Annotated in this window: 23 protein-coding genes; 10 read left to right on the plus strand and 13 right to left on the minus strand. The window is 60.2% G+C overall.

Going from position 1 to position 18134, the window contains the following annotated elements; translation table 11 throughout:
* Nucleotides 1–48 precede the first annotated feature (48 nt).
* Nucleotides 49–375 carry a DUF3565 domain-containing protein gene (locus tag KCG87_RS22515; protein ID WP_096795392.1) on the minus strand — a complete coding sequence of 109 codons (327 nt, stop codon included), beginning with the start codon at nucleotides 373–375 and terminating at the stop codon, nucleotides 49–51.
* Here KCG87_RS22515 and KCG87_RS22520 point away from each other — a divergent pair.
* From KCG87_RS22520 to KCG87_RS22530, 3 genes are all read left to right on the plus strand, one after another.
* Nucleotides 344–829: a peptidylprolyl isomerase gene (locus KCG87_RS22520; RefSeq protein ID WP_007968032.1), complete on the plus strand. Its 486-nt coding sequence runs from the start codon at nucleotides 344–346 to the stop codon at nucleotides 827–829. The genes KCG87_RS22515 and KCG87_RS22520 overlap by 32 nt on opposite strands.
* 122 nt (nucleotides 830–951) lie before the next feature.
* A complete protein-coding gene (locus KCG87_RS22525; RefSeq protein WP_027610864.1) occupies nucleotides 952–1434 on the plus strand; it encodes a glutathione peroxidase in 483 nt (160 codons plus the stop codon).
* Nucleotides 1435–1575: 141 nt separating this feature from the next.
* A complete protein-coding gene (locus KCG87_RS22530) occupies nucleotides 1576–2679 on the plus strand; it encodes an NADH:flavin oxidoreductase (RefSeq protein ID WP_003221722.1) in 1104 nt (367 codons plus the stop codon).
* A 111-nt stretch (nucleotides 2680–2790) separates the two neighbouring features.
* On the opposite strand, the gene KCG87_RS22535 is transcribed toward KCG87_RS22530, so the two are convergent.
* The 3 genes from KCG87_RS22535 to cysZ form a co-directional block, all read right to left on the minus strand.
* Complete coding sequence (locus KCG87_RS22535; protein ID WP_210558907.1) at nucleotides 2791–3990, minus strand: glycosyltransferase family 1 protein; 1200 nt, start codon at nucleotides 3988–3990, stop codon at nucleotides 2791–2793.
* An 84-nt stretch (nucleotides 3991–4074) separates the two neighbouring features.
* Nucleotides 4075–5646, minus strand: a complete 1572-nt coding sequence (locus KCG87_RS22540; RefSeq protein ID WP_210558908.1) for a family 20 glycosylhydrolase — start codon at nucleotides 5644–5646, stop codon at nucleotides 4075–4077.
* A 174-nt stretch (nucleotides 5647–5820) separates the two neighbouring features.
* Nucleotides 5821–6579 (minus strand): sulfate transporter CysZ, encoded by a 759-nt coding sequence (gene cysZ, locus KCG87_RS22545; RefSeq protein ID WP_134785451.1) that lies wholly within the window; start codon nucleotides 6577–6579, stop codon nucleotides 5821–5823.
* 311 nt (nucleotides 6580–6890) lie between these two features.
* On the opposite strand from cysZ, the gene trxB reads away from it, so the two are divergent.
* Nucleotides 6891–7853: a thioredoxin-disulfide reductase gene (gene trxB / locus KCG87_RS22550; protein WP_003221727.1), complete on the plus strand. Its 963-nt coding sequence runs from the start codon at nucleotides 6891–6893 to the stop codon at nucleotides 7851–7853.
* Nucleotides 7854–8034: 181 nt separating this feature from the next.
* Here trxB and KCG87_RS22555 read toward each other — a convergent pair whose 3' ends face one another.
* From KCG87_RS22555 to KCG87_RS22580, 6 genes are all read right to left on the minus strand, one after another.
* Complete coding sequence (locus tag KCG87_RS22555; RefSeq protein WP_097090400.1) at nucleotides 8035–8373, minus strand: HopJ type III effector protein; 339 nt, start codon at nucleotides 8371–8373, stop codon at nucleotides 8035–8037.
* Nucleotides 8366–8662, minus strand: a complete 297-nt coding sequence (locus KCG87_RS22560) for a DUF1244 domain-containing protein (protein ID WP_003221730.1) — start codon at nucleotides 8660–8662, stop codon at nucleotides 8366–8368. The genes KCG87_RS22555 and KCG87_RS22560 overlap by 8 nt, the downstream gene beginning before the upstream one ends.
* A gap of 96 nt (nucleotides 8663–8758) precedes the next feature.
* Nucleotides 8759–9130 carry a dihydroneopterin triphosphate 2'-epimerase gene (gene folX, locus KCG87_RS22565; protein WP_007968040.1) on the minus strand — a complete coding sequence of 124 codons (372 nt, stop codon included), beginning with the start codon at nucleotides 9128–9130 and terminating at the stop codon, nucleotides 8759–8761.
* Nucleotides 9131–9691, minus strand: a complete 561-nt coding sequence (gene folE, locus KCG87_RS22570; RefSeq protein ID WP_097090401.1) for a GTP cyclohydrolase I FolE — start codon at nucleotides 9689–9691, stop codon at nucleotides 9131–9133. It lies immediately after the preceding gene.
* A 21-nt stretch (nucleotides 9692–9712) separates the two neighbouring features.
* Nucleotides 9713–10423, minus strand: a complete 711-nt coding sequence (folM, locus tag KCG87_RS22575; RefSeq protein WP_135294973.1) for a dihydromonapterin reductase — start codon at nucleotides 10421–10423, stop codon at nucleotides 9713–9715.
* Nucleotides 10424–10602: 179 nt separating this feature from the next.
* Nucleotides 10603–11172: an antibiotic biosynthesis monooxygenase gene (locus tag KCG87_RS22580; RefSeq protein ID WP_098967238.1), complete on the minus strand. Its 570-nt coding sequence runs from the start codon at nucleotides 11170–11172 to the stop codon at nucleotides 10603–10605.
* A 212-nt stretch (nucleotides 11173–11384) separates the two neighbouring features.
* Here KCG87_RS22580 and KCG87_RS22585 point away from each other — a divergent pair, with 212 nt between their 5' ends.
* Nucleotides 11385–12344 carry a MerR family transcriptional regulator gene (locus KCG87_RS22585; protein WP_096795375.1) on the plus strand — a complete coding sequence of 320 codons (960 nt, stop codon included), beginning with the start codon at nucleotides 11385–11387 and terminating at the stop codon, nucleotides 12342–12344.
* A 3-nt stretch (nucleotides 12345–12347) separates the two neighbouring features.
* Here KCG87_RS22585 and KCG87_RS22590 read toward each other — a convergent pair whose 3' ends face one another.
* Together KCG87_RS22590 and KCG87_RS22595 are read right to left on the minus strand one after the other, a co-directional pair.
* Complete coding sequence (locus KCG87_RS22590) at nucleotides 12348–12953, minus strand: hypothetical protein (RefSeq protein WP_027610872.1); 606 nt, start codon at nucleotides 12951–12953, stop codon at nucleotides 12348–12350.
* A gap of 55 nt (nucleotides 12954–13008) precedes the next feature.
* Nucleotides 13009–13485, minus strand: a complete 477-nt coding sequence (locus tag KCG87_RS22595) for a PAS domain-containing protein (RefSeq protein ID WP_210558909.1) — start codon at nucleotides 13483–13485, stop codon at nucleotides 13009–13011.
* 152 nt (nucleotides 13486–13637) lie between these two features.
* On the opposite strand from KCG87_RS22595, the gene KCG87_RS22600 reads away from it, so the two are divergent.
* Complete coding sequence (locus tag KCG87_RS22600) at nucleotides 13638–14093, plus strand: flavodoxin (RefSeq protein WP_210558910.1); 456 nt, start codon at nucleotides 13638–13640, stop codon at nucleotides 14091–14093.
* Here KCG87_RS22600 and KCG87_RS22605 read toward each other — a convergent pair.
* Nucleotides 14083–14970, minus strand: coding sequence for a LysR family transcriptional regulator (locus KCG87_RS22605; RefSeq protein ID WP_098967241.1), 888 nt, complete (start codon nucleotides 14968–14970; stop codon nucleotides 14083–14085). The two genes, KCG87_RS22600 and KCG87_RS22605, sit on opposite strands and share 11 nt — an antisense overlap.
* Before the next feature lie 92 nt (nucleotides 14971–15062).
* Between KCG87_RS22605 and KCG87_RS22610 the strand changes: the two genes are divergently transcribed.
* From KCG87_RS22610 to KCG87_RS22625, 4 genes are all read left to right on the plus strand, one after another.
* Entirely contained in the window at nucleotides 15063–15449 is a 387-nt protein-coding gene (locus KCG87_RS22610; RefSeq protein WP_027610876.1) for a CidA/LrgA family protein, read from the plus strand.
* A complete protein-coding gene (locus tag KCG87_RS22615) occupies nucleotides 15439–16125 on the plus strand; it encodes an LrgB family protein (protein ID WP_210558911.1) in 687 nt (228 codons plus the stop codon). The genes KCG87_RS22610 and KCG87_RS22615 overlap by 11 nt, the downstream gene beginning before the upstream one ends.
* Before the next feature lie 131 nt (nucleotides 16126–16256).
* Nucleotides 16257–17039, plus strand: coding sequence for a class II aldolase/adducin family protein (locus KCG87_RS22620; RefSeq protein ID WP_210558912.1), 783 nt, complete (start codon nucleotides 16257–16259; stop codon nucleotides 17037–17039).
* Nucleotides 17039–17941: an alpha/beta hydrolase gene (locus tag KCG87_RS22625; protein WP_134785456.1), complete on the plus strand. Its 903-nt coding sequence runs from the start codon at nucleotides 17039–17041 to the stop codon at nucleotides 17939–17941. Before KCG87_RS22620 ends, KCG87_RS22625 begins: the two co-directional genes overlap by 1 nt.
* Nucleotides 17942–18134 lie beyond the last annotated feature (193 nt).

Below are 18134 nucleotides of genomic sequence, written 5' to 3' on the forward strand. Positions count from 1 at the left end.
AAGGTGCATGGCAATGGTGGCGATCTATACGTGACCGCCTACCGCAATTCAGTCGCCAAGGTTATCGCTAACCGAGCCTTGTGCGCACCAACCGCAGTCAAAGGGTTGGCCTATTTTTTCAATACGTTGCGCCGGGTCCAGGACCCATGGCCGCGATTGCCACGGCGGCTGGTGACGCAGGTGCTGGGTGTGGCCACAGGAAAGCTCGGCCACCCAGTGACCGTCTTCATCCTGATGGAAGCCGGCGATTGTCGAATCCCGTTTGTCCGGGTTGTGTTCGCTTTCGCGCGATTGCTTCGCTAAACTTGGCCTTTCTATATTCTTCTGCAAAAGGTCTCGCCCCATGCTGATCGCCGCCAATAAGGCTGTCTCCATCGACTATACCCTGACCAACGACGCTGGTGAGGTCATCGACAGCTCCGCCGGCGGCGCTCCGCTGGTCTACCTGCAAGGCGCAGGCAACATCATCCCGGGCCTGGAAAAAGCTCTGGAAGGCAAAGCTGTTGGTGACGAGCTGGAAGTGTCCGTTGAGCCGGAAGACGCTTACGGCGAATATGCTGCCGAGCTGGTCAGCACCCTGAGCCGCAGCATGTTCGAAGGCGTTGACGAGCTGGAAGTCGGCATGCAGTTCCACGCTTCGGCGCCGGATGGCCAGATGCAGATCGTGACCATCCGTGACCTGGACGGCGACGACGTCACCGTCGACGGCAACCACCCACTGGCCGGTCAGCGCCTGAACTTCAAAGTGAAGGTCGTTGCTATCCGTGACGCCAGCCAGGAAGAAGTCGCTCATGGCCACGTCCATGGCGAAGGTGGCCATCACCACTGATTTTCTGCGCTAAGCTTCGAGTACTGGAGAGGCGCCTGCGGGCGCCTTTTTAGTCCGCGGCTGTCCTTGGTGCTCTCGCCAAGTGGCTGTTTCGAGTAGAACACGGGAATCTGGAGTCCGTCATGAGTGCTTTTCACGACCTTAAGTTGACAGCCCTGGATGGTCAGGAGCTACCGCTGGCGCCTTTCAAAGGCCAAGTCGTGCTGGTGGTCAACGTCGCCTCCAAATGCGGCTTGACCCCACAGTACGCGGCGCTGGAAAACCTCTACCAGCAATTCAAGGGCAAGGGCTTCAGTGTGCTGGGCCTGCCGTGCAACCAGTTTGCCGGTCAGGAGCCAGGTACCGAACAGCAAATCCAGGAGTTCTGCAGCCTGAACTATGGCGTGACGTTCCCGTTGTCGAGCAAGCTTGAAGTCAACGGCCATGATCGTCATCAGTTGTACCGCTTGCTGGCGGGCGAGGGTGCGGAGTTTCCGGGGGATATCACCTGGAACTTCGAGAAATTCCTGCTCGGCAAGGATGGCCGGGTATTGGCGCGATTCTCGCCGCGCACGCCGCCGGATGATCCGACCATTGTCCACGCGATTGAAAAAGCGCTGGGCTGAAACACAAAAATCGCAGCCATCGAGCTGCGATTTTTTTTGCCTGACTTTTGACCCTTAATCATTCAAATCAATAGTGCTGTTAAAAGGCGCTAACTGTTCATATTATCGCCGTCATAAAGTCATTCCCTGTGGAGCCTTCCAATGCCGGTGCAAGCCCTGTTCAAACCGTTCCACCTCGGTGCCCTCGAACTGCCGACCCGCGTGGTGATGGCGCCGATGACCCGCTCGTTTTCCCCGGGTGGCGTACCCAATTCCAAAGTGATCGAGTACTACCGTCGCCGCGCTGCGGCCGGTGTTGGCCTGATCATCACCGAAGGCACCACTGTCGGTCACAAGGCTTCCAACGGTTACCCGAATGTGCCGCAGTTCTTCGGCGAAGCGCCACTGGCCGGCTGGAAAAAAGTCGTCGACGCGGTGCATGCCGAGGGCGGGAAGATTGTTCCGCAACTGTGGCATGTCGGCAGCGTGCGCCGCATCGGCACCGAGCCGGACGCCAGCGTCCCGGCTTACGGCCCGACGGAAAAACTCAAGGATGGCCAGGTCGTGGTGCACGGCATGACCAAACAGGACATTCAGGACGTGATCGGTGCTTTCGCCCAAGCGGCGAAGGATGCGCAAAGCATCGGCATGGACGGCGTGGAAATCCACGGCGCCCACGGCTATCTGATCGACCAGTTCTTCTGGGAAGGCAGCAACCAGCGCACCGACGAATACGGCGGCAGCCTGGCCAACCGTTCGCGCTTCGCCATCGAGTTGATTCAAGCGGTGCGCGCGGCAGTCGGTGAAGGCTTCCCGATCATCTTCCGTTTTTCGCAGTGGAAGCAGCAGGATTACACCGCGCGTCTGGTGCAGACCCCGGAGGCGCTGGGCGAATTCCTCAAGCCGTTGGCCGACGCCGGGGTGGACATTTTCCACTGCTCGACGCGGCGTTTCTGGGAGCCTGAATTTGACGGTTCCGAGCTGAACCTGGCCGGCTGGACGCGCAAGCTGACCGGCAAACCGACCATCACCGTGGGCAGCGTCGGTCTGGACGGCGAGTTCCTGCAGTTTATGGTCAACACCGATAAAGTCGCGCAACCGGCGAGCCTGGAGAAGCTGCTGGAGCGTCTGAACAACGACGAGTTCGATCTGGTGGCAGTGGGCCGTGCGCTGCTGGTGGATCCGGACTGGGCGCTGAAAGTCCGTGAAGGGCGTGAGCAGGATATTCTGCCGTTCAGCCGTGAGGCGTTGATGACGCTGGTTTAAGCGTCGCCATTACCGACCCCTTCGCGAGCAAGCTCGCTCCCACATTTTGAAATGCATTCCAAATGTGGGAGCGAGCTTGCTCGCGAAGAGGGCATCAGAGTCGACGATGATCTAAGGCAATGTCTGCGCATTCGGCAACACCCGCTCCCGCACACACGCGCCACGCAAGTGCTTTTCAAATTGCTCGATGATCGCCGCCCACCCCTGGCGACTGGCATGCTGGCGCGCATTCAGGCGCACGCAACGCAATCGCTCATCTTCTTCCAGCAGCCACGCCGCCGCATCGCAAAACGCTTCCTCATCCCCCGGCATCGCCAACACGCCGTTGTAGCCATGGCGAATGTGCTGCGCCGCCGCAGCCTGATCGTAAGCCACCACCCCCAGCCCTGACGCCAGCGCCTCAAGCACCACATTACCGAAGGTTTCGGTCATGCTCGGAAACAGGAAGATATCGCCGGACGCATAGTGCGCCGCCAGCGCTTCGCCGCGTTGTGAACCACAGAAGATCGCCTCGGGCAGCTCCTTTTCCAACGCAGGCCGTTGCGGCCCGTCGCCGACCACGATCAGCTTCAGATTGCGCTGTGGATAAGTGCTGCACAGGGTGTCGAAGCAGCGCTTGAGCAGGCCGAGGTTCTTTTCCGGGGCCAGCCGGCCGACGTGAATCACCGCGATGTCCTGCTCGCTCAGGCCCCATTGCTCACGCAAGCCGTTCAGGCGCTTGGCCGGGTGAAACAATTGGCTGTCCACGCCGCGAGAGAGCAGGGCGAGGCGGTCGAAATGCCGACGCTCCAGTTCCAGGCGCTGACTGACGCTCGGCACCAGGGTCATTGCCGAGCGATTGTGAAACCAGCGCAGATAATGGGTCAGCAAGCGCGTCAGCAAACTCAGCCCATATTGATTGGTGTATTGCTGGAAATTGGTGTGAAAACCGCTGACCACCGAGATCCCCAGGCGTCGCGCCGCACGCAACGCCGACAAACCGAGCGGGCCTTCGGTGGCGATGTACAAAACGTCCGGGCGATGACGCTTCCAGCGCCGCAGCAGCTTGTGCATCGACGACTGTCCCCATTGCAGACCGGGATAACCCGGCAACGGCCAGCCTCGACACAACAGCAAGGCATCGTCCTCGACGCGCTGCGGATCGCCCGCCTGGCGCGGTCGCACCAGTTCCACCTGATGCCCACGCGCGCGCAAGCCATCGCACAAGCGACCAAGGGTATTGGCCACCCCGTTGATTTCCGGTGGGAAGGTTTCGCTGATCAGGGTGATATGCAGAGCTGTCGTCATGACCTCAGTGTCGGCTGAGGCCATGTCGTGCTTGTGACGTTCGGATGATGGATTTATGACTGCTGCCCAGACGGCGGTTGAAGTGCTCGTGCAGGCTTTAGTCAGGCATTACCACCAAGGTACGGGCGGTGGCGTTTGCATGACGCGTGACAGAAGCGGCAGGTTTCTGAAGCGCTCGACGGCATGCGGTGAACCCCAGGTACGCTGGCCTAGCGGCAATAGCCAGGGTCCCAGTTGAGTCCACATTTCCTCGGGGGAGCTGAAGGTCGGTCGCTCGATCCACAACTGAATGCCGCCCCCGACCATTGCCGGATGCCCTACGGCAATCTCGGTGTATTTGTTTCCCGCTTCGTCCATGAACCGGTTGGGGCGCCACACATCGTGGATCCCGCGTGGTGAGTGCAGGGGGTGATGGAGGTTGTCCCAGCTCCGGTTGACGATAAAGTAAAAGTCACCGTGTGCGTTGATGACGCTGTACCCGGAGTCGACCAGATCCTTCACGTTCAAATTCCCGCGAACGCTGCCCCATATGCTCCAGCACTCGATTTGCACCTGTTTATCCAACGTAATGTGTTGAACCGTTTGCACGGCGCCATCGTTCCAGACGCGAGCGATTTTGCCTTTTCCCTTTATCAGGTTTGCGACATCGTTGACGAAATACCGCACGGCATCTTCCGAGGTTGCGCTCGGATTGCCTGACGCAGCACGGGCGTAGGCCGCCAGTTGCGGGGTATTTGCCGGTGTGATCGGGCTCAGAAAATACTCATCGGCACCGAGGTGGATGTAACGACTGTCAGGGAACAGGTTCATCAAATCGCTGAAGAGTGTCTTCATGAAGGCCCTCGCGGCGGCAAGGCTGAAGTCGAGGGCTTTGGTGACGACCGTTCCGTTGCTCAGTTTCAACTGGAGTTCTGGTCGGTTGCGCAGGATCCAGTTCATGTGGCCGGGCATGTCCAGTTCGGGAATCACCTGAACGTAATAACTGGCAGCCGTGTCGAGCACGCGCTTGAGGTCCGCGGCGCTCCAGGCATCGCTGCTCGACAGGTCAGGATAAGAAGGAAAGATGACGCGGACACCCTCATTATCAGTGAGGTGCAAATGCAAGGTGTTGAGCTGGTTCCAGGCCATTTCCTGAATCAGGCAGATCATCCAGTCCGGGGTGAATTGCCGACGCCCCATATCAATCATCACTGAGCGTTCGGCAAAAGCCGGGGCATCGATGACTTTGCATCGCGTCAGCTCGGTTGAGATTCTGACGGCTTTATGCAACGTCGTGAGTGCTCGCGCCATGGCCGTCAGGTTGGACGCTGCAACGCGAATGAACGCTGTGACATCGATTCGGTATTTCTCTGGTTCTCCGTGCACGGGGATCACCACGCCGCTGGTGTCGGGAACCTCAAGCCTCAGCTCCACGTCACCGCTGCCTGCTTGTTCCGGTGAGCCCGACATCAGCACGATTGCTGGCGGTGTGGTCAGCTCGGCGGCTCCGACAAAACCCTGCGCCAGGCGGGTAGCCAGCGGACGCAGGCTCTCGTGAGAGATGTAGATACGTGTGGTCGCGAGAATATTGTAGGGGACGCCGGTGTGGCCGGTGGCGAACAGTACGCAAGGGCTCATTTCAAGCCAGGGATACTCCGTGCTGACGAGTTCTCGGGGTTTGGCAGCTGAAATTCTGGTCATAAGTGCAATCTCCAAATGGATGAAGGCTTCACTTGACCGGACAACAGGAACACTCTCGATGACGGATCAGCCGAGGGTGTAGTTGATGCTGGAAATTGGCAACTGCCAACTGTCATAAGTAACAGGTTGCAGCGCAGAGGCCACGGTGATACGAGGCGTCTGCGCCAGAATCGCTCAAGAGATTGTCGGGGGCGTCAGCGACTTTTCTCCCTGTTCGCGTACCCAGAACAACGTCGCTCCCGCTACCGCCGCCGGCATCATCAGAATGTTCACCACCGGAATCAGCAGCGCCAGATAGACGATCCCGCCAAAACTCATGCTCTGCCAGCGTTTCTGCCGCAGCCAGGCGAGCATCTCGTTCCAGCCCAGTTTGTGGTTGTCCGCCGGGTAGTCGATGTACTGGATCGCCATCATCCACACGCCGAACAGCAGCCACAGCGGGGCGGCGACGATGTTCACCACCGGGATGAACGAGAGAATGAACAGGCCGATCGCCCGCGGCAGGAAATAGCCGAGTTTGCGCATTTCCCGGGCTAGGGTGCGCGGGATCATCGCAATCAGTTCGCCCCAGCTGAAGGCCGGGAAATCATCGGTGCCGCGTACCACCACTTCGACTTTTTCCGCGAGGAAACCGTTGAACGGCGCAGCGATCACGTTGGCGAGCATGGTGAAGGTGAAGAACACCATCAACGCCACCAGCACCACGAACAGCGGCCAGAGAATGTAGCTGAGGAAACTCAGCCAGTCGGGCAGCGACGGCATCAGGCTGTCGACCCACAGGCTGAACTGATGGCCGGCCAGATAGATCAATCCGACGAACAGCACCAGGTTGATCGCCAGCGGCAGCAACACGAACAGGCGCAGGCCCGGGCTGAGAACCAGTTTGAGGCCTTCGCGCAGGTATTGCGGGCCAGACAGAACAGGGGCGGGCATAAGGTGCTCCGAGCAAGGGAAAACGCGCCGACCTTACCGACTTTGCAACAGGTGCGAAAGCGCGGCAGAGCGATCGACATTCACTGTAACAAAGACGTCGATCTGGTCGGAGTCTGCGTATAGAGACCACCTATGAGCTGGATTGTTAATCCGTATTTCCTTAATCTTGCCCCCCTCGATACGCTGCACCCAACTTTTTACAGGACTGTCGAGCTCATGCCTTCCCCAAGGTTATCCACAGTCCTTTTTTATTCCCGCCGGCAGTCCGGCGTTCCGCGCCAGTGTTTCGGCCCGGTCAACAGGAGCAGGTCATGTCTGAAGTCCGTCATTCGCGAGTGATTATTCTCGGTTCCGGCCCTGCCGGTTACAGCGCTGCGGTCTACGCCGCCCGTGCCAACCTCAAGCCACTGCTGATTACCGGCATGCAGGCCGGCGGTCAACTGACCACCACCACCGAAGTCGACAACTGGCCGGGCGACGTGCACGGCCTGACCGGTCCGGCCCTGATGGAGCGGATGCGCGAGCACGCCGAGCGTTTTGAAACCGAGATCGTTTTCGATCACATCAACGCCGTGGACTTCGCTGCCAAGCCGTACACCCTGACCGGCGACAGCGCGACTTACACCTGCGACGCCCTGATCATCGCCACCGGTGCCAGCGCGCGCTACCTGGGCCTGCCGTCGGAAGAAGCGTTCATGGGCAAAGGCGTTTCGGCCTGCGCGACCTGCGACGGTTTCTTCTACCGCAACAAGCCAGTGGCGGTGGTCGGCGGCGGCAACACCGCTGTTGAAGAGGCACTGTACCTGGCCAACATCGCCAGCACCGTGACCCTGATCCACCGTCGCGAAACCTTCCGCGCCGAGAAGATCCTGATCGACAAGCTCAACGCCCGCGTGGCCGAAGGCAAGATCATCCTCAAGTTGAACGCCAACCTCGACGAAGTGCTGGGCGACAACATGGGTGTGACCGGTGCGCGCCTCAAGAACAACGACGGCAGCTTCGACGAGATCAAAGTCGACGGCGTGTTCATCGCCATTGGCCACACCCCGAACACTTCGCTGTTCGAAGGCCAGTTGACCCTGAAAGACGGTTATCTGGTAGTGCAGGGCGGCCGTGACGGCAACGCCACTGCCACCAGCGTTGAAGGCATCTTCGCTGCCGGTGACGTGGCTGACCACGTCTACCGTCAGGCCATCACCTCGGCCGGCGCCGGCTGCATGGCAGCACTGGACACCGAGCGTTACCTGGACGGTCTGCAGAACGCTTCGTTCTAAATCGCAGACAAAAAAAACCGGCTTCGGCCGGTTTTTTTGTGTCCGTATTTCCGCTACACCGCATAACCCTGTGGGAGCGGGCTTGCTCGCGAAAGCGGTGTGTCAGACAAAGAAAAGTCGCCTGGCACGGCGCCTTCGCGAGCAAGCCCGCTCCCACAGGGAATGGGGTTGGCTATGGAATTCAGCGACGGGTCAGGGGCTGTGCTTCGAACTTCACACCCGCCAGCCCGTGCTTGATCAGCGCGCGAATATTGCCGTGGTCGCTGCCTTCAGGCGTCGCCACCACCGAGCGGTAATGCTCGCCGAATGCCAGCAGCGCTTCTTCATCGCTCAAGCCTTCCAGTAGCGCCAGACCCAGGGTCTTGCACGAACCTTCGTTCTGCCCGGCGGCGTTTTCCACGCCACCGTTGTTGAACGCTTGAGGCTGGTAGTCGTAACCGGCGGCGATGAAAGCCAGGGTGTCGGCGAAAGCGTGTTCGCCGCTCTTGAGGCTGGCGCGCAGGGTGTTCAGATCACTCATTGGGTTTTCCTTTGGCGAACGCCGCCTGTTGTTCGGCGCTGGCTTCTTGCTGGTATTGGGCTTTCCACTCGGCGTAAGGCATGCCGTAAACCACTTCACGGGCGTCGTCGAGGCTGACCTCGATCTGCTGTTCATCGGCGGCAGCCTTGTACCATTTGGACAGGCAGTTGCGGCAGAATCCGGCGAGGTTCATCAGGTCGATGTTCTGCACGTCCTTACGGCTGTCCAGGTGGGCGACCAGCCGGCGGAAGGCGGCGGCTTCGAGTTCGAGGCGTTGTTGCTCGGTCATGGGAGTCTCTGCGAGACAGCTTCAAGCGACGAGCTTCAAGCTGCAAGATGGGTGGCGTTGATACGAAGTTTACAACTTGCCGCTTGAAGCTTGAAGCTAGCGGCTCGCTGCAAGCGTTATTGACACCGACTCGGCAAAACGCAGCGCATGCGGCTTGTCGACTTCGACTTCGGCGTACAGCACTGCAGCATGAGTCATCACCAGATCCAGCAGTTCCTGGGTCAGGCGTTCGAGCAGCGCAAACCGATTGCCCTCGACGTGGGCGATGATCGCCTTGGTGATGGTGCGGTAATTCAGCGCGTGATCGATGTCGTTGTCGCGCACCGCTTCCTGCGCGGCGTACAGGATCGTGAGATTGATCAGCACATCCTGCTTGTTGAGGATCTCGTCCTCGTTGATCCCGATAAAGGTGCGCAAGCGCAGATCCTTGACCCGGATGCGCGCCATTCCCGGTTGAAGTTGTGACATTTACTTGCTCCGTCCAATCAATTGCAGGAACTCCTGGCGGGTGTTGCTCGAGTCGCGAAAGGCGCCAAGCATGACCGAGGTGTTCATGGTCGAATTCTGTTTCTCGACACCGCGCATCATCATGCACATGTGCCGGGCCTCGATGACCACCGCGACGCCGGCGGCATCGGTGACTTGCTGCACCGCATCGGCAATCTGCCGGGTGAGGTTCTCCTGAATCTGCAGGCGCCGGGCGAACATGTCCACCAGCCGCGCGATCTTCGACAGCCCCAGCACCTTGCCTGTCGGAATATAAGCCACATGGGCCTTGCCGATGAAGGGCAGCAGGTGATGTTCGCACAACGAGTAGAGCTCGATGTCGGCGACGATGATCATCTCGTCGCTGTCGGAGGCAAACAGCGCGCCGTTGACGATCTGATCCACACTCTGTTCATAGCCGTGACACAGGTATTGCATGGCCTTGGCCGCGCGCACCGGGGTATCGAGCAGACCTTCGCGGTCGGGGTCTTCGCCGAGGCCGATGAGGATCTCACGGTAATTCTCGGGCAGGGAACGGGTCATGGGAGATCCTCGCGCAGCAGCTTATTTGACGTGCCGTCCGCCGTTGACGGTCAGGGTTGTGCCGGTGACATAGGGGTTGTCGAGCAGATAGCGCAGGCTCTGGTAGATCACTTCGCTGCCGGGTTCGATGCCCAGCGCGGATTTGGCCAGCGCCCTGGCGCGGTACGCCGCGTCGTCGTCGGGATTGAACAATAGCAGGGCCGGCGCGATGCCGTTGACTTTGATTGCCGGCGCGTAGCGCGCGGCGAAGGACAGGGTCAGGCTGTCGAGCCCGGCTTTGCTGGCGCAATAACCGATGTGTTTGCTGCTGCCCTTGCGCGTGACGTCGTCGCTGATGTGGATGATGTCGGCCGGGGTCGAGCCTTTGAGCAGGTCGGCGCAGTGCAGGTTGATCAGATACGGCGCGAGCATGTGCACGTTGAGCATGCGCGAGAAGGCCTCGGCTTCACTGCCCGGGGTTTCCGCCAGCCATTCGGAGGCGTTGTGGACGATGGCGCGCAGGCAGTCGGTGTGGGTTTTCAGTTCATCGATGAAGGCGAGGATGGTGGCTTCGCTGGAGAAGTCCGCGAACACCGCGACAGCGCCCAGATCACGCAGGGCTTGTACGCCCGGACGTTCGCTGCGGTAGGTGAAGATGACCCGATGGCCGTCTTCAAGCAAACGCTGTGCGCAGTGCAGACCGACACGCTGGCCGGCACCGGTGATGAGGATCGGGGCGGAGGATATGGACATGAACGGCTCGCGTCGCGGTTGGAGCAAAAACTATAACAGTGACGCGGGGTGCCCACCTATCGCAAGACGGGTGCTGTGCTTTTGTGGGAGCCGGGCTTGCTCGCGAAGGCGGTGTGCCAGGCACGGATACATCAACTGACACGACGCTTTCGCGAGCAAGCCCGCTCCCACATGGGCGCTCAGCGGTTTTGAGACACTGGTTCAACAGGCAGTCGAGGTGCCGGGACGCTGTTCAGCCAACCCGCCAGCAACCGTGTCGACAGTGGAATAAAGAAATACACCATCAACGGCGTCAGGCACGCCGTACTGACCAATACCCGCGGCAGCAGGCTCATCTCGCCGAGCAGCGGTCCGAGGACAAAGTTGAACAGCAGCGACACCGGGAAGAACGCCAGCCAGATCGCCACGGCCTGTTTCCAGCGTGGTGGCCGTTGACCGGCAGCGCCGAACCAGCCTTCGATGCCGCTGACCCGATGCTCCTTGGGATGCTCGAACAGATCGCTGCCCCGCGCCAGCCACGCGGTACGCGAGACCGAGTGCTCCCAGGCGTGCAGGGTCTGCTCGTCGACGAAGCGGAAAATGATCTGGAATTCGTTGTCACCGGGTGGCGGAGCGAGCACGCCGGAACCTAGATAACCGGGAAAGTCAGTGGCCAGTTGTTCGCCTTCGCGCAGCCAGGCAATCAGGTCCTGATAGCGGCCGTCGGCGACGCGACGCGCAACCATCAGCGTGACGGGGGAAGTAGACATTGTGTATCTCCATATTTCGAGTGCGGCGCTCCGGGTAGGAGGTTTCGCATTGCGCAAACCGGGGTAGGGGTCTGCGCTTTTCAACAAGCAAGGATTATTCCCGATTTTGATGACAGTTTCAGAGACTTTCGTCTCTGTTTATTGGGTTGAACCGACAGAGGGCATCGGATGTAGAATGGGATCCAAATTTACCGAGCGGACACATCAGCACCATGGCTGTTATCACGGACGCTAACCCTGCCTCGCAGGCCTCTGTCGCACTTGAGCGCGAAGAGTTGTTCCCTATTCGGGAGGTGTCGCGGCTGACCGGCGTCAACCCGGTAACGCTGCGTGCATGGGAGCGCCGCTACGGTCTGATCCAGCCGACGCGCACCGAAAGCGGGCACCGGTTGTATTCGATGACCGAAATCGAGCGCGTGCGCAGCATTGTCGACTGGATTGATCGCGGCGTTGCCGTGAGCAAGGTCGGCAAGATCCTGGCGAGGACCGAGCCGCTGAAAGCCTTGGCCCATATCATCCCCGATGATCTGGTCCAGGCCGATTACGCGCAATGGCAGCAGCAGGTGCAATTGGCCGTCAGTTCGTTCGACGACCGCGCGCTGGATCAGGTTTACAACCAGATCTTCTCGTCCTACTCGCTGCCGGTAGTGTTTCAGAACATTCTCATGCCTTTGTGGCTGCAGATGTTGCAGCGCCAGGATGCCTTCGGGCAGACCAGCGAGTGGCTGTTTTTCGACGGGTTCCTGCGGGCGCGGGTGTTGCAGCGGATCGTCGCGCTGCGCGGCACCCAGCCGCGCAAAGTGATTGTCAGTGCGCTCGCCGGTCAGTGTCGTGAACTCGAGCTACTGGTTGCCGCGTTGTTTCTCAGTGGCAATGATGCGGGCGTGCGGGTGCTGACCACCGGCCAGCCATTCGATGAGTTGGCGCTGGTGTGCGAGCGGATCAAGCCGCAGGCGCTGGTGCTGTTTTCCAACCACGCCCCCACCGCGGATTTGCCGCGCCGTCTGAATCGACTGGCCTTGAGTCTCGACTGTCAGGTAATGCTCGCCGGCGACGCTGCCGATCTGGCACAGGACAGTCTGGCCGGATCGTCGATCGGTTGTCTGGGCAATGAAGGAGCGACGATGCGTCAGCGCATGACGCAATTTCTCGCAGGTACGCTGGATACCTGAATATCAGGTGTGCAGGGCGGGATGGGTCAGGCGATGTTGTTGCAGGATGAACTGGCGCAGCCGTTCGGTTTCATCGGCGTCGGTCTGGCTCAGCTCGTAGGCGTAGAAGCCGTGCTCGGTTTCGCGCTCGAAGTTGCCGCGCAGGGAAATCCGCTCGTAACCTGAAGGGCTGAACCACAGCGCGAAATGCTTGGGCGGTTTGGTCTTGTTGCGCATTTCCAGCAGCACGCCTTTGTGCGACACCTCGTGCACCCACATCATGCCCGGTTGGCCTTTGGCATTTTCCAGCGCGACTGGCTCTTCGAGAGTCAGGCGCCATGGGCGAATCATCGGCCCGTCTTCGTAAATGCTCGGCACGCCCAGGCGCAGGTGCAACGCGTGGAATTCGTCTTCCACCAGGTGCAGCGGAAAGGTCATTTGCTGATTTTCGAAATTGGCCTGAATGGTCACTTGCTCGTGAGCCGCCAGGCGCGTGAGCAGGTCACGGATCTGCGAACCTCCATTGACCAACAGGCTCGACGTCGCATCCCGCACATTGAGCTGCGGGTTGTGCTGCATGGTCTGGATGAAATCCAGCTCATCCTGGGTCAGGAGTGCGTCGCGTTGCATGGCCTGGCTCGAAAGAAATAGTTACAAAGTCATTGGTGATTGTAGTTACTGACACTTAGTTCGCAGTTTTGTTTACGCCGTTCGTCGCTTTCAACGCTGCCAGTTCCGCTTTCAGCGCTGCGACCTCAGCCTCGAGCTGAATTACGCGTTGCTGCGCCTTGACCTGAACCGTGACATCTTTCTGCACACCGACGAAATAAGTCTGGCCGTCATCAGCGTTTTTCACCGTCGAAAGCGACAGTTCGTTCCAGAACGGGGTGCCATCCTTGCGGTAGTTGCGCAGGATTTCCCGGCACGCCCCGCCGTTGTGCAAGGTGTCGCGAATCAGCGACAGACCGGCTTGATCGCGGTCTCCTGACTGCAGAAAGCGGCAGTCCTGATAAAGTATCTCTTCGCTGCTGTAACCGGTCAGGCGTTCGAAGGCCGGGTTCACGTAAATCAGGATGTTGTCCTGCTCGCCTTCCTTTTCGGCCACCACGATTCCATCGTTCGACGCGTTGATCACCATTTGCAGCAGACTGGCGTTGATCATCAATGAATCCTTTCAGTGTCGATAATGGCTGGCATTCTAGAAGTTCCAACGCCGCTGTCTACTGGCTATCACGGCGAATCGGGGCTGGATCGCGGCTTTTGCGTCGGACTGCTACTATCGCCGCTCTTTTTTTCAGCTTCAGGATCAGATTGATGAAAGTCGCCATCCTCTCCGGCTCGGTTTACGGCACGGCCGAAGAAGTCGCCCGTCACGCGCAGAACCTGCTGAAAGACGCCGGTTTTGAAACGTTCTACAACCCGCGCGCCAGCTTGGCAGATATCCAGGCGTTCGCACCTGAAGCGTTTCTCGCGGTGACGTCTACCACTGGCATGGGCGAGTTGCCGGATAACCTGCAGCCGTTGTATTCGGCGATTCGCGACCAGTTGCCAGCCGCGTGGCGCGGTTTGCCGGGTGCGGTGATCGGTTTGGGGGATGCCAGTTACGGCGATACGTTCTGCGGCGGTGGCGAGCTGATGCGTGAGTTGTTCGCCGAGCTGGGCGTGCGTGAAGTGCAGGAGATGCTGCGTCTGGACGCCAGCGAAAGTGTGACCCCGGAAACCGACGCCGAGCCATGGCTGGCGCAATTGATCGACACGCTCAAGGGCTGATCGCGCGCTCACGCAGCAGAGCCAGCCAGGCCTGCGCGGCTTTCGACAGATAGGCGCCCCGGCGCCAGATGAATGCGATGTCCCAGCGCAAATAATCTGGCGCGCGCAAGGTCAGGCGCACCACGCCCGGGCGCTCCAGTGCCCGGGCCACCACGCTGGGCAGCAGCACCACGCCTTGCCCGGCGGCCACCAGTGCCACGAGAAAATCCGCCTGCCCGCTGCGCCCGCCTTCTTTCGGGGTAAAGCCCAGTTGCTGGCAGGCCTGCAGTAAACGGTCATTGAGCACGAAGCTGCGCTGATACAACAGGAACGGCGTGTCGGCCAATTCCTCAAGGCCAATCTCGCCGCGCCCCGCCAACGGATGATCCACCGGCAATAACGCATCGAGTTTCTCATCGCAGAACGGCTGGAAATCGAACTGCGGATCTTTCGGCAGCAGGCTCCCGCCTAACTCCAGTTCGCCGCTGAGCACCGCTTGCTCGACATTGCGGCTGCCACCCTCAAGCAATTGAATGCTGATGTTCGGATAGCGCCGGCGATACTCGGCGAACAACCCGGCGAACAGCGCATCACTACCCAACAGCGGCAGACCGAGGCGCAATTCGCCGCGCGCCAGTTGGCTCAGATCATCCAGTTCGCTGAGCAATTCATTGCGCAGGCGCAACATGCCCTCGGCGCGCTGCAGCACCACGCTGCCCGCGGCGGTCAGGCGCAATTGCGAGCCGAGTCGTTCGAGCAACGGCGTGCCGAGGCTCTGCTCCAGTTGCGCGACTTGCTTGCTCACTGCCGATTGGCTGATGTGCAGGGTTTTCGCCGCTTGGGTGAAGCCGCCCTGATGCATGACTTCGACAAAACTGCGCAGCTGTTTGAATTCCATCATCCGATTCCATTGTGGAATAGGGCTGAGTCTAACAATTCGCTTCTGGGATGACAGGCCGCTTCGTAAAATAAGCCAGTAAGGAGCCCATCATGAACGCCGCATCCCTCAAATACCTGTCCCGTCTATTCGCAGAACTGGCCGTGTTGCTCGGTCTCTACCTGCTCGGCTGCCAGATCGCCGCGTGGCTGGCCTGGCCGATTCCCGGCGGCGTGATCGGCATGGCCCTGTTGCTGCTGGCATTCGCGTTTGGCTGGGTCAAACCGGCGGCGCTGCAACTGGGGGCCGGATTGCTGATGGCCGAGATGCTGCTGTTCTTTATTCCGGCGCTGATGAGTCTGCTCGACTACGGCGCGCTGTTGCGCGATGACGGCTGGCGGATTTTGCTGGTGATCGGCGCCAGCACCCTGATGGTGATGCTGGTGACAGCCTTCACCGTGGAGCTGGCCGTGCGCCTGAGGCGGTCCCATGAAGCTTGAATGGATGCCGATGTTCTGGCTCGCCTTTACCCTGTTGGCGTACCTGTTCAGTCGCTGGATTTACCGGCGCACCGGGCGCTATCTGCTGTCGCCGCTGATTCTGGTGCCGGCGCTGCTGCTGGCGCTCGCCGTGCCGCTGCACACCGCCTATGCCGAATACGCCAGCAACACCCATTGGTTGATGCTGGTGCTCGGGCCGGTGACGGTGGCCTTCGCCGTGCCGATCTGGCAGCAGCGGCGTCTGCTGGTGCGGCACTGGTCGGCGCTGCTGTTGGGTATGCTCGCCGGCAGCGCGGCGTCGATCGCTACGTCGTTCGGCCTGGCCAAGGCGCTGGCGCTGGATAGCTCGGTGACGATGTCGCTGGTACCGCGCTCGATCACCACGCCGTTCGCCATGCCGCTGGCGCAGGATCTCGGTGGCGTGCCGGAACTGACTGCCGTGTTCGTGATGTTTACCGGCGTGTTCGGCGCGATGCTCGGCGGCGTATTGCTCAAGTGGCTGCCGTTGCGCAGTGCGTTGGCGCGCGGTGCGTTGTTCGGGGTTGGCGCGCACGGCGCAGGCGTCAGCCGGGCGCATGAAGTGGGCGGTGAGGAAGGCTCGGTGGCGGGGCTGGTGATGGTGCTGACCGGGCTGCTCAATCTGTTCGCCGCACCTTTGTTGGCGTCGTGGCTTTGACATGGATCCAAGGAGTTTGCCTGGCTGACCCGCTCAGTCATCAAGCTGGCTGGCAATGCAACTACGCGATCCTCTGCGCCTGACTAGACTGCTCGTACGTGCAGAACAATAAGAACGCAGAGGTGCATACAGTGAGCGTAGCCCCCGTCCAAATATCCCTTGATGTCAAAGACCAGGTCAGTGCCGCGGAATGGCAGACCCGGGTCGATCTCGCCGCCTGTTATCGGCTGGTTGCGCTACATGGCTGGGATGACCTGATCTTCACCCACATCTCGGCCAAGGTCCCGGGCACCGAAGACTTCCTGATCAACCCGTTCGGGTTGATGTTCCATGAGATCACCGCGTCGAGCCTGGTCAAAGTCGATCAGGCCGGCCACAAGCTCATGGACAGTCCCTACGACATCAATCCTGCCGGGTACACCATCCACAGCGCCGTGCACGAAGTGCGGCACGATGTGGTTTGCGTGCTGCACACCCACACCGCCTCAGGTGTGGCCGTTTCAGCGCAAAAACAGGGTGTGTTGCCGATCAGCCAGCAATCGCTGTTCGTGCTGTCGAGCCTGGCCTATCACGCCTATGAAGGCGTGGCGCTGAATCACGAAGAGAAGGCGCGCTTGCAGGCGGACCTTGGCGAGAACAATTTCCTGATGCTGCACAACCACGGGTTGCTGACCTGCGGCGGTACCATCGCCGACACCTTTCTGATGATGTTCACCTTCCAGCGCGCCTGCGACATTCAGGTCATGGCGCAAACCGGCGCTGCTGAACTGATCGCCATCGAACCGCAGATCCTGGCGGGCGCCAAAGCGATGATCGCCGGCGTCACCAAAAGTGCTCAAGGCATGGGCGGCGCGCTGGCTTGGCCGGCGCTGCTGCGCAAACTCGATAAACAAGACCCCGGATATAAACTCTGATGCCTCTTGCCGAGATTCCTCTGTGTGTCTGGCGCAAACGCAGCCGGACGTTTGTCTTCCGCGGCCAGTCGATCCGTTACTGGACGGCGGGGCAGGGTGAGCCGCTGCTGCTGATCCACGGTTTCCCGACGGCCAGTTGGGACTGGCACTACCTGTGGCAGCCTCTGGCCCAGCGCTACCGGGTGATCGCCTGTGACATGCTCGGTTTCGGTGACTCGGCCAAACCGTTGAACCACCGCTACAGCCTGCTGGAACAGGCCGACTTGCAACAGGCGCTGCTGGCGCATCTTCAGGTCGAGCAAGCGGTGCATGTGCTGGCCCACGATTACGGCGACAGCGTTGCCCAGGAATTGCTCGCCCGGCATTACGAAAACCGGATCGAGGTCGCCAGTTGCGTCTTTCTCAATGGCGGGCTGTTCCCCGAAACCCATCGTCCTGTGCTGATGCAAAAGCTGCTGCTCAGCCCGCTGGGCTGGATGATCGGACGGGCGTTCAGCCGTGATGCACTGGTGAAAAGTTTCCGCCAGATCTTCGGCCCGCAGACCGGCCCCAGCGAAAGTGAACTGGATGATTTCTGGAGTCTGATCGAGACCCATCGCGGGCCGCGCATCCTGCACAAACTGATCGGCTACATCCCCGAGCGCCGTGTGCAGCGCGACCGCTGGGTGGCGGCCATGCAGCGTGATGAAATCCCGCTACGGGTGATTGATGGCGAAGTTGACCCGGTTTCCGGTGCGCACATGGTCGAACGTTACCGCGAACTGATTGCCGACGCCGATACGGTGCTACTGTCAGGTATCGGCCACTATCCGCAGATCGAAGCGCCGGTGCAGGTGCTCAAGCATTACCTGGCGTTTCGTGAGCGCCTGGAGTTGCCGCCGCGCAAGGTCGCGTGCTCCTGAAAGATCAAAAGATCGCAGCCTGCGGCAGCTCCTACACCGATCTTCTGTAGGAGCTGCCGCAGGCTGCGATCTTTTGATCTTTTGACGCCCTCATCATCCCTCACCCTTATCGCGCACCATTCAGCCTCAGCCGTATTCGTTGTGACCCAAAGCCCTGTGCCTGACACTCGGACTCATTACTGGCCTACTGGAG

It is taken from the genome of Pseudomonas sp. MWU347 (genome assembly GCF_017947305.1).
GTDB lineage: Bacteria > Pseudomonadota > Gammaproteobacteria > Pseudomonadales > Pseudomonadaceae > Aquipseudomonas > Aquipseudomonas putida_A.